The following is an 8972-nucleotide window of genomic DNA, read 5'->3' as shown; positions in this document are numbered from 1 at the left end:
TCACTTCGAGGCCCGCCCTCCTTTGAGCACGATGAACGGGTTTTCTGGTTTCTCCGGCCCACCGCTGCCCATCAGGCGCGCACGGCTGGCCGGGTCCAGCCCGAGGGCTGCCCCGAAGCTGGCCAGCTGACGCAGCGCCTCATTGATCACGGTACAGGCGGGGTTCTTCTTGAGCACGCCTTTGGCGTCCACGACGGTGATGCCATTGCTGGCCACTTCTGCCTCAGCCAGCCGCCACCGCTCATAGGCGGCGCAGAAGACCGCCAGGTTGTGCGTGTCGGTGCGGGTCATGATCCCGGTCTGGGTCAACCAGGGCGCAATGGTGTCCCACATTTCAATGGCCCATTCCCCCAGCCACTCCGGGGCGTCCGGGGTTTCCGCCAGCGGCGCCGGCGCGGGGCCGTCCTTCTTGAGTTTTCGCTTGCCGGGGTTGCCCTGCAGCAGCTTGAGGGCGGTAGGTTTCGCGGGTCGCCCCATCGTTCAGGCCTCCCGATTTTCTGAAATGCGATTTTTTTTAATTTCGCGGGTGTGTGAAAAAGGCTGGGCGATCGGTGGAGAGAGACGAAAGCTGTAGAGATTTTGCCCCGCCCCCTTACTTGGCCGATTTTTGACCACTTTTCGCTAATTTTTCTCGCAGACTCTCGCCGTCAATTAACGCAGCCAGATGTACAAACGGACGCTCTGGTACTCCGTCAGCCGCATGCATGTATGCGTCAATTGCTGCCACTAACTCATGAAGAACACGCGAAATCAGCTCTGGAATTCCGAGCTTATGAATGTTTTTCCAGGAGTACAGCGCTCGATCCAGGTGCCAGTCACCATGGCGGATTAGCTCGGTACTTCGACTGCGCTCGATTGCTCTTTCGCGCAAACGCATAGCCTCACGCACCAGGCGGACGGCCTGATCGCGCCCGTGCCGACTCTGCCGCCGTTTTGAACTTGTGGCAACTTTCATTGATGGCAAACAGGTTGGATGGGTCATTAGTTCCCCCTTCAAACTTCGGTATACGGTGATCAACCTCTGTAGCTGGCAGGCGCCGACCATTGCAGTCAGGGCACTGGCACAGATAGCGGTCACGTTTGAGCACCGCCTTAGCTAGCTTGCGCCAAACCCAGTCATAACCACGCTGCTCAGCAGTGCCACGGCGAGGGTTGTTCCAACCAATTGCGAGCGAGGCATGCGCGCTGCAGTAACCATGGCTGTCACTTGTCTTGCTGGGACACATAGGTACTCGACAAGGGCGCTTAGCCTTGGGCGGCATAGATCAGCCCTCCACCTTCTTTCCCATGAAGCGGTCGGAATACTCACGAAGCTTTTCCACTCCCATGAAGCCAACCATGCAGCCTGCGAAAACGGATAGATTGGAAGGGAGCGCGAAGTACTCCAGTACAGGGAGCAGGCTCACTGCAATCAGCCCGCAAATGGCCCCTTCAAGTATGACTTTGCGACCTCGGCCGCCGCCGTAGATGACTCGGAACATGGCCACGGCAGCGGCAATACCGCCAGTGGAAAGCTGGGGCTGGTGAGCTACCAGCCACGCCAGCGCTGCGGCCCAAAGGCCGGGATCTTTCTCAGGCATACGGGCCATCTCGATTCCTCCCGTCACGGGGAGCTAAAATGAAAAAGGCCCGCCAAATGGCGAGCCTATTTAAGGAGTGGGTGTAAACATCCGAGCTCATGCTTGTGCTAAACGAGCTAAAGCAACGGAACGACTACTTATGCTACCGACCCATCTGCGTTGAGGAGGTCCCACGAAATACTAATATTATTAGTGTACTCAGACGGAGCTAGGAAATAGACACCATTTCCAGCAGGCACAAAGTAGTCGTTGTAAATAACGCAATCTCGCGGGAACCTCACACAAGTAACATCATCGCGTTTCAGTGGCTTGACCGGACCATAAACGTAAATATAGTCCCAGCTAGTATTAACCAAAGACCTAATCAGTAGACCATGCAGGTTTTCTTCTGGCGCAATAATGGTATGCACCTGTTGTGCCATGCCACTTACGGTTTGATACTTGAATTGCTTACCCAGCGTGCGAATTGTCATAGATTAACCTTAGAAAATGATTGAAAGCTTCATTAGGCAGGATTAGCACCTAACGACTATCACTCGAGACTCAAAGGCCTTCTCTAGAAAAATCCACCAAGCGCGTTGCGCGCTCTATTTGGATCTGACGACGGAGCAAATAGATTATCTCACCTCAACACTGTATATGCAACCAGTATTTGGACGTATGGCGCTTCCCTTCAATCCCTACGCCGACTGTTGCCCCTACACATTGGTGTCGGGCTTTGATCATCTCCAGAAACGACAAAGCCCGACACAATGGTCGGGCTTCTGTAGGTCAGTCCTAAACACGCGCAGGAATGACAGGATGGCGATAATTTCTCTCACTCTCTCACTACTGTCAATAGGCAATTACGCTGCGTCCTTGATCAGCAGCCCTTCGGCCTCAAGGATGGCGCGCACCTCAACCAACGCGTCGTCAATCATTCCGTTGAGCTTGTCCTTGATGCCGGCCCGCCAGCGGTACCGCGTCGGCTCAGGTGTGGCATCGGTATCCCAGGTGTTCATGTCGTAGAAGCTGGCCGGTAGGACGATCAGGTCCTCGGCCAACGCCTCGGCCTTGGCCCGCTCAACCTGGCCAGCGGAAAGGGCCGCATTGATCAGCCGATCGCGCCTCCACTCTGGCGCGTCCAGCGGGATGTCCACCACAACCGACCTCGGCCCTTGGCGGCGAGCGCCCTTGAACTTCGGCACGGCCCAGGCAGTCACGGCCTTGTAGATGAACAGTTGCGGCGCCGGGCTGGCGATCAATGGCGCGATGGCCGAGATCCCGTGAAGCCGCTTGGCCTTGTTGGTGGCGTACTTGGCGTTGAGCGCGTTCCAGTGGCGCGGGATCAGCAAGTGGTGCAGCCGCGCTGACAGCCAGTAATCCACCTGGGCGCGGTCAAAGCCGCCGCCGCTGCCGCCAAGTGAAGCGAGGCACCCGCCCTCTTCTTCTGCCGACTTGTAGAGCTTCTGCCATGCCTGGCCCTTCGCAGCGCCCTTCTCTCCTGCCGCCAGAGCGGCAACTACTGCACCCGATACGCTGTTGTAGATCATTCCTTTCCCCTCAATCCCCGGTGTAGTTGGTGCCGCCGGCGCCAAGCCGGTTGCCATCCTGATATGCCGCCGCCGGACCTGTGGCCCGCGCCGTCCTCAACTGCTCGATCTGCCGCGTCGCGGCCTGCAGCCTCATGCTGAGCTGGGTCACCAGTTCATCCAGGGCCAGGGCCTCGCCAGTTGCAGCCACTACCCAGCCCGATGCGTTGCAGCCGGCGCAGAACAGATCGTGAAACACGCCCTTGATGACCGCTCTCCCACGGCATTCAGGGCACTGAGCCAGATCGATCACCGGCTTCTTGAGGGCCGGTCCGTGGCTCTTTTTCATGCTTTCGAATCCTCGCCTATGGTTGTTTCCTGAATCCCGTTGCAGCCCTCGCGCTGCGCGGCTTGTGGGCCATTATCCGAATCTGCGTTTCTAGCCTCCTTCTTCCCGTGGATGCGCTCGAAACCCTTGCTGTCGAGAAACGCATGCCACTGCTCCAGGGCGTCGCGCTTGCGCTCTTCGGCGGTGGTCTGGATGTACACCTGCACGTTGTGGCCCATGGCGTGGTTGATCAGCAGCTCACCGATTAGGAAGTCGATGCCCAGGTCCGCCCAGCAGCCCCTGGCCAGCTTGCGCAGGTCGTGACTGGTCCACTCGCCTTGCCCCAGGCGGGTGAAAACCTCGGCGGCCTGCTTCTCGCTCAGACAGCGCCCTGACCGGCCCGGGAACAGGAAGCGCCCGGTGTAGCCCTGGGCCTGCTGGAACTCGCGGTACTGGGTCAGCAGCGCGCACACCTGGTCGGTCAGCGGCAGCGAGTGCTCTACCCGGGTCTTGGTGTGCTCGGCCGGCAGGTACCAGCGGCGGGTGGCCAAGCTGATGTGCGGCCACTGCGCCATGCGGGTCTCGCCGACACGGTTGCCGTGACACAGCATCAGCAGGGCCAACATGGCGTCGGTGGGTGCCTGGGCGTTGACCTCGACCAGCAGGGTCAGCAGGTCTTCGATCTGCTCCGCACGCAGGCGGGCCGCCTTGGGCTTGATCCGCGCCTTGGTGAAATCGCCGAAGCGCATCCCCGCCATGGGGTTGGTGGCGATCATCCCCAGCGCCTGGGCCTTCTTGAACGCGTCAGCCAGCAGGCCGAACACCAGGCGCACGTACTCAAGCGACAGCTGCTCCTGCAGCGGCCACACCAGCTCGCGGTCCAGGGCGCTGCGGCTCACATCGGCCAGGCCCATACCGCCCAGGCGCGGGATCAGGTGGCGAGCAATGGCCGACTTGGCCGTGGCCTTGCGCTTGGCCGACAGGCTGCGATTGCGCTCCAAGCGATCAGCGAACCAGGCCAGCAGCTCGCCCACCTGCTCCCAGCCCGACACCGTGGCGACGTTGTCGGCGGCCAGCCGCTGGCGGATCTCCGGCAGCGCGGCCACCACCACCTTGGCGGACTGGTCGGGGTAGGCGCCGATTCGGTGCCAGCGCTTACGCACCACCAGGTACCAGGTGCCACGCGGACGGGCCTCGGTGAAGCGGAAGCGCAAGCCTGGATAGCGTGGGTCGCGTAGCAGCACGGCGGACAGGTCGTCGCCTCGGCGGCGCAGCTCAGCGTCGGAGAATGCGATAACCGACGTCATGCAATCAGCACCCCTTCGTTGAGCAACGCTGCCTGGGTGCGCATTACGCCCTCGGCGTGGTACTGCCGCGCAATGTCACGGTCGACCATTCGACTACGACTGTCACAGGCGTCATGGCAGGCGCTGCACGCCCAAGCGCCCTGCATGTCGTGTGGTTTCATACCGACGCCGCAAGTGCCCGCCATGCGGTAATGCGCAAGCACGGTGGTTTCGGGGTTGCCATTGCACACCCCGGGGATGCGCACTTGGCACTCCCGGCCGCGTGCGGCCTTGGTCAGCTTCGATTGCCGCATGGGCTGTCTTCTCCATGAAGGTCAATGACGGTGTAAGCGCTCGGCCACATGAGTTGGCCATGCGCGACGGCCGAAGCTTCGTCGCGATAGAGCGCAATGGGTGGATGCGAGGTACTGGAGAGCCCGAACAGGTCGGAGCGGCAGTAGAGCGCGTATCGGTATTCGGTGAGGTCAGGTGCGGGAAGCTCGATCATCGGCCGAGCATCCTGGATCGGATCGCCGCCAGGGCTTCATTCCCCACTTTTGGCGTGCGCTGGCCTGGCACCTCCGCAGGGAGAGCCAGCGGCATCTTCTGCAGCGGTTCACCTGCGACCAAGCGCCGAACGGCAATCGTGTAGTTGCGCTCGAACAGCTTGGCGCTCACATCGGTAGCCAGCTTGTTCAGGTTCTCGAAACCACTTTCCTTGGCTGCGTGCCAGACCGCGTCATGGGCCCACTTGCCCTTCCCCGCCATGGCGGGATGCGCGTTACGGCAAGCCTCACGGAAGGCAGCAGCCAGCGGGGGAAGACCCAGCATTTCCGGCGAAGGCTGGCACCACTCGATGAACGTCCCAGGGGCCGGGATGAACTCACGGCCGGATTGCCGGCAGCGCATCAAACCGAACTGCAGTTGCTCCGGGGTGTTGATACCGGCCTCGAGAAACGCAGTCAGCCATTGCTGCTTTGCGGCCTTGTACGTTGCTTCGTCGGGCCACGCTCGCTGCCAGGCGCTGCAGATCGTCCGCAGATCACGGAACAGGTCGTTGATCACCCCAGCAGTTTTGCGATTGAGCTCGGCCTTCACATCGGCAGGCAGCGAGTAATCCGATGGCACGTATTGGCCAGCCTGGACCTTTGCCCACAGGCCATGGGCCACGGTTGCAACCTGATTCATTGGCCGCCCCCTTCCCCGATCCACGAGGTGTCATCGTCATCGAAGTTGGAGCGCTGCGATCCGCCGGTGCGAACAACGGGCGAGCGCGCAGCACGGGCGAGATCGGACTTCACCCAACTGACCAGGGCGGCCAGCCACTGCTTTTCGGTTTGGGCCAAACCCTTGGCATCGTGGTGGAGCACAAAGCCGGATATGGCAACCGCGTTGAACTGATCCAAGGTCAGACCTGCGCGACGGGCGTAGGCTTTCAGCAGTTCCGGATTCGGTTCCCATTCAAGGGACATTGCGAACGGCTCGCGCTGAGAGAGAGTAGATTGGTTCAATGACGGATTGGGTGCAGCTCCTGCACCCCGTTCGGTCGTGAGCTGCACCCCGTTCTGCTGTGAGCTGCACCCCGTGCCTTGAGCTGCACCCCGTTCGGAACGAGGTGCACTAGTTTCACCCCGTTTGATTTGAAGGTCGTACACAACCGGACGACGGTCACGTCGGTCAATGTGGGCGGCCGCGATAGCTTGGTTGCCCTCCACGATCAAGCCGGCTTTTGCCAGCTCGCCAAGCTTGGTACGCACGGTACGCTCAGACAGTCCAGTGTGTTCGGCGAGAGTAGCGGCAGACGGAAAAGCACCCTTGCCGCTTACACCGGCATAGTTCGCGAGACAAAGCAGCACATGCCTCGCCGGCGCATCTTTGAGCACGGACGTAGGTAGCTCCATAGCCCACGCCATAGCTTGGACGCTCACATCACCCTCCAAATACGTAGTTGATACGAGATAAATGGAGCGGCAGGCGCAGAGTTGCCTGCACCAAAAGTAGGATGCATACTTGTTCCTGTTTAACGCTGTTGAAGAAGCCGGGCTGCAACCCGGTTTTTTTGTACCTGCGATTCAGGCGTTAGGGGTGTCCGATGCATCCGTGGTAGCTTTTTGCTTCCACACGAAAAGGTCCAAGGAGACCGGACATATGCGCGAAGAAATCGATCATTATCGGGAATGGTCTAGCGCCCTCGATTTTTGTGAGAAGTATCTGAAGGATAATCAGGAGCAACGCGACGCCAGAGACCCTCAACGGCAAGAGGTGCGCATGGCTCTTGGCCTTTATAAGCTTCGCTGCTTCGCGATACGGCTGCGTAACGATCCGCGCTCTACCTGGACGATGCTTACGAACGGCATGGCGCTCCGCCTGTACCTGATCAACAAGCATCACTGGACTCCCGCAGAAGCAATGGCCGCCACGGGGACTGAGCTCGATGTGCTGTACCTGCTCCATGACGAGCTGCTCGACCTCAAACTGAATGAGCAAGAGGCGTATCCGCCGAAACAATGGGCTCATCGGTTTGGACGGAGATCTGATCTCTATCAACATTTTGAGCAGCCAGACTGACCGCAGATGCAAAGCGAGAAACAGACTCGCGCCAATAGGCTGCTTCGCTCTCGTGCCAAGCAGCCATCCGTTCTCTGCTGATACTTTTTGGCCACAGGATTAGCGGCTCCCGATCGCCATCGAGCACTGCGATTGCAGTTAGTACCTGCTTTACCGCATCACTGGGCGAGCCAGAAACCTGAGCAGCGATTGCGCTGATTACGATTTCACGTTCGCGTACAGTCAGTTGACTCCTCGCATCCTTCCCCGACATTTGCACCCTCCTACTGGTTACATTCACAGGTGTTTTAGTCATCTACTGACGCAAACCCACGTCACGCATAGTTCACGCAGGCGTCTTCACTGGTGCGATATCAGCCAGTAACTGTTTCGCCTCGAAGGGCCTGCCGTTGGCTTTCGCCAGTTCAGCGATCTTTTCCGCGTAGCAGGTCTCTCCGGTGTACTCGGTTCGGGGAAGACAGCCAGTGGCCAGCCACTTGTAAACGGCCCTCGGTGTCTTCTCACAGGCAGTCGATACGGCAAACACCCCACCTGCATCGTCGACCACCTTCTTGAGCGCCTTCATTAGGCCTCCAGGTTTAATGTGAACTGTAAGTACATATTATGTCGGAACTGAAAGTACATGCAAGCGCATGCGATATTGAACCCATGGTTCAGATCGAAGAAATCAGGGCAGCCTTTGCGGCGCGCCTCAAGAAAGCGCTTGCAGCCAGCGACATCCCTACGTGGGGTGCGGGCGCTCGTCTTGCCACAATTGCGAGCGTCACTCCCAAAGCAGCCAGCAAGTGGCTGAACGGGGAAACCATGCCCGGCGGCGTGAAGATGCTCGCACTCGCAACCGCCTTAGGTGTCCGGCTCGAATGGCTTGAGTACGGCAAAGGTGAAATGGTCGAGGCTCAATCGGAGTTTGACGCCAACGTCGAGCCATCAGCAGGGCCGGTCCGCTACTACGAATATCCTGAAATCAGCTGGGTTCAGGCCGGAATGCCGATGGAAGCAATTGAACTATCAAACATTTCTGCCTATGAGCTACACCCTTCCGACGCCTGGGCAGGTCCTAACGGATTTTGGCTCAAGGTAAAGGGGCCATCGATGACCTCTCCAAACGGCATGTCATTTTCTGAAGGAATGGTGATTCTGGTAGCACCTGGGTTCGACGTGCAGCATGGCCAGTATGTTGTCGCCAAACTGATCGATTCCAATGAGGCAACCTTCAAGCAGTTCATATGGGATTCAGGAAAAGCTTTCCTCAAGCCCCTCAACCCAGCCTTCCCCACCGTCGAGATGAATGGGAGCTGGGAACTGGTCGGTCGCGTCATAGACGCTAAGTGGCCTCGCTCAGTGCTTTAAGCACTTACCCAGCAGAACCAGCCCGCCACGCGCGGGCTTTTTTTCGCCCACAAAAAATTTATGTACTTTTGGTACTTGACCAATATGAACCTTAGGTACATATTTGATGCATGCCGGATCGACACCGGCCATCAACGAAGGCAGCGATGAACAGGCCTCAACTGTTCAGAGGGGTGGCAACTGCCCTGGGCGTGCAGCGTAAAGCGCCAATGCAGTTTTCCAGCGGGTGTGTGCCGCGGCTGGAGAGAAGATTTCACTAGCCGGCCCTGGCAGCAGGGCCAGACGGGAAGTCAAACGAAGACAGGAAATTCCCTTGACTGCCAGGAACAGACTGGCCCGATCACCTGGT

General features: G+C 59.0%; 14 protein-coding genes. 2 read left to right on the top strand and 12 right to left on the bottom strand.

Features of this window, described 5'->3' with window-relative positions:
• The 11 genes from V0R62_RS14395 to V0R62_RS14350 all read right to left on the bottom strand — a co-directional run bounded on the left by V0R62_RS14395 (window position 1) and on the right by V0R62_RS14350 (window position 6588).
• Window positions 1–477, bottom strand: coding sequence for a phage terminase small subunit P27 family (locus V0R62_RS14395; RefSeq protein ID WP_236180468.1), 477 nt, complete (start codon window positions 475–477; stop codon window positions 1–3).
• 115 nt (window positions 478–592) lie between these two features.
• Complete coding sequence (locus tag V0R62_RS14390) at window positions 593–982, bottom strand: hypothetical protein (protein ID WP_330104199.1); 390 nt, start codon at window positions 980–982, stop codon at window positions 593–595.
• Window positions 882–1226, bottom strand: coding sequence for an HNH endonuclease (locus V0R62_RS26850; protein ID WP_408005686.1), 345 nt, complete (start codon window positions 1224–1226; stop codon window positions 882–884). The genes V0R62_RS14390 and V0R62_RS26850 overlap by 101 nt, the downstream gene beginning before the upstream one ends.
• Before the next feature lie 39 nt (window positions 1227–1265).
• Entirely contained in the window at window positions 1266–1589 is a 324-nt protein-coding gene (locus V0R62_RS14385; protein ID WP_330104198.1) for a phage holin, lambda family, read from the bottom strand.
• Window positions 1590–2425: 836 nt separating this feature from the next.
• Window positions 2426–3112 carry a hypothetical protein gene (locus V0R62_RS14380; RefSeq protein ID WP_330104197.1) on the bottom strand — a complete coding sequence of 229 codons (687 nt, stop codon included), beginning with the start codon at window positions 3110–3112 and terminating at the stop codon, window positions 2426–2428.
• 10 nt (window positions 3113–3122) lie between these two features.
• Window positions 3123–3440: a hypothetical protein gene (locus V0R62_RS14375; RefSeq protein ID WP_330104196.1), complete on the bottom strand. Its 318-nt coding sequence runs from the start codon at window positions 3438–3440 to the stop codon at window positions 3123–3125.
• On the bottom strand, window positions 3437–4726 hold the full coding sequence (locus V0R62_RS14370) for a tyrosine-type recombinase/integrase (RefSeq protein WP_330104195.1): 1290 nt from the start codon (window positions 4724–4726) through the stop codon (window positions 3437–3439). The genes V0R62_RS14375 and V0R62_RS14370 overlap by 4 nt, the downstream gene beginning before the upstream one ends.
• A complete protein-coding gene (locus V0R62_RS14365) occupies window positions 4723–5019 on the bottom strand; it encodes a DUF1364 domain-containing protein (RefSeq protein ID WP_330104194.1) in 297 nt (98 codons plus the stop codon). Before V0R62_RS14365 ends, V0R62_RS14370 begins: the two co-directional genes overlap by 4 nt.
• Window positions 5001–5213 carry a hypothetical protein gene (locus V0R62_RS14360; RefSeq protein WP_082337785.1) on the bottom strand — a complete coding sequence of 71 codons (213 nt, stop codon included), beginning with the start codon at window positions 5211–5213 and terminating at the stop codon, window positions 5001–5003. Before V0R62_RS14360 ends, V0R62_RS14365 begins: the two co-directional genes overlap by 19 nt.
• Complete coding sequence (locus tag V0R62_RS14355; RefSeq protein ID WP_330104193.1) at window positions 5210–5893, bottom strand: replication protein P; 684 nt, start codon at window positions 5891–5893, stop codon at window positions 5210–5212. Before V0R62_RS14355 ends, V0R62_RS14360 begins: the two co-directional genes overlap by 4 nt.
• Window positions 5890–6588, bottom strand: coding sequence for a DnaT-like ssDNA-binding domain-containing protein (locus tag V0R62_RS14350; protein ID WP_408005685.1), 699 nt, complete (start codon window positions 6586–6588; stop codon window positions 5890–5892). Before V0R62_RS14350 ends, V0R62_RS14355 begins: the two co-directional genes overlap by 4 nt.
• 127 nt (window positions 6589–6715) lie before the next feature.
• On the opposite strand from V0R62_RS14350, the gene V0R62_RS14345 reads away from it, so the two are divergent.
• The gene (locus tag V0R62_RS14345) at window positions 6716–7273 is read left to right on the top strand and encodes a hypothetical protein (RefSeq protein WP_330104192.1); all 558 of its coding nucleotides are present in this window, start codon (window positions 6716–6718) and stop codon (window positions 7271–7273) included.
• 325 nt (window positions 7274–7598) lie between these two features.
• Here V0R62_RS14345 and V0R62_RS14340 read toward each other — a convergent pair whose 3' ends face one another.
• Window positions 7599–7838, bottom strand: a complete 240-nt coding sequence (locus tag V0R62_RS14340; RefSeq protein ID WP_330104191.1) for a hypothetical protein — start codon at window positions 7836–7838, stop codon at window positions 7599–7601.
• Between the two features lie 38 nt (window positions 7839–7876).
• Here V0R62_RS14340 and V0R62_RS14335 point away from each other — a divergent pair, with 38 nt between their 5' ends.
• The gene (locus V0R62_RS14335) at window positions 7877–8623 is read left to right on the top strand and encodes a S24 family peptidase (protein WP_330104190.1); all 747 of its coding nucleotides are present in this window, start codon (window positions 7877–7879) and stop codon (window positions 8621–8623) included.
• The last annotated feature ends 349 nt before the right edge of the window (window positions 8624–8972 follow it).

This window comes from Pseudomonas carassii, from assembly GCF_036324045.1.
Taxonomy (GTDB): Bacteria; Pseudomonadota; Gammaproteobacteria; order Pseudomonadales; family Pseudomonadaceae; genus Aquipseudomonas; species Aquipseudomonas peradeniyensis.
This window is presented reverse-complemented; position numbering and strand designations above follow the sequence as displayed.

What these genes read in the sequence shown, in the direction of transcription:
- V0R62_RS14340 (WP_330104191.1), bottom strand. Translation starts at nt 7,838, where the DNA reads ATGAAGGCGCTCAAGAAGGTGGTCGACGATGCAGGTGGGGTGTTTGCC.
- V0R62_RS14370 (WP_330104195.1), bottom strand. Translation starts at nt 4,726, where the DNA reads ATGACGTCGGTTATCGCATTCTCCGACGCTGAGCTGCGCCGCCGAGGC.
- V0R62_RS26850 (WP_408005686.1), bottom strand. Translation starts at nt 1,226, where the DNA reads ATGTGTCCCAGCAAGACAAGTGACAGCCATGGTTACTGCAGCGCGCAT.
- V0R62_RS14335 (WP_330104190.1), top strand. Translation starts at nt 7,877, where the DNA reads ATGTCGGAACTGAAAGTACATGCAAGCGCATGCGATATTGAACCCATG.
- V0R62_RS14395 (WP_236180468.1), bottom strand. Translation starts at nt 477, where the DNA reads ATGGGGCGACCCGCGAAACCTACCGCCCTCAAGCTGCTGCAGGGCAAC.
- V0R62_RS14360 (WP_082337785.1), bottom strand. Translation starts at nt 5,213, where the DNA reads ATGATCGAGCTTCCCGCACCTGACCTCACCGAATACCGATACGCGCTC.
- V0R62_RS14355 (WP_330104193.1), bottom strand. Translation starts at nt 5,893, where the DNA reads ATGAATCAGGTTGCAACCGTGGCCCATGGCCTGTGGGCAAAGGTCCAG.
- V0R62_RS14365 (WP_330104194.1), bottom strand. Translation starts at nt 5,019, where the DNA reads ATGCGGCAATCGAAGCTGACCAAGGCCGCACGCGGCCGGGAGTGCCAA.
- V0R62_RS14380 (WP_330104197.1), bottom strand. Translation starts at nt 3,112, where the DNA reads ATGATCTACAACAGCGTATCGGGTGCAGTAGTTGCCGCTCTGGCGGCA.
- V0R62_RS14375 (WP_330104196.1), bottom strand. Translation starts at nt 3,440, where the DNA reads ATGAAAAAGAGCCACGGACCGGCCCTCAAGAAGCCGGTGATCGATCTG.
- V0R62_RS14390 (WP_330104199.1), bottom strand. Translation starts at nt 982, where the DNA reads ATGACCCATCCAACCTGTTTGCCATCAATGAAAGTTGCCACAAGTTCA.
- V0R62_RS14385 (WP_330104198.1), bottom strand. Translation starts at nt 1,589, where the DNA reads ATGGCCCGTATGCCTGAGAAAGATCCCGGCCTTTGGGCCGCAGCGCTG.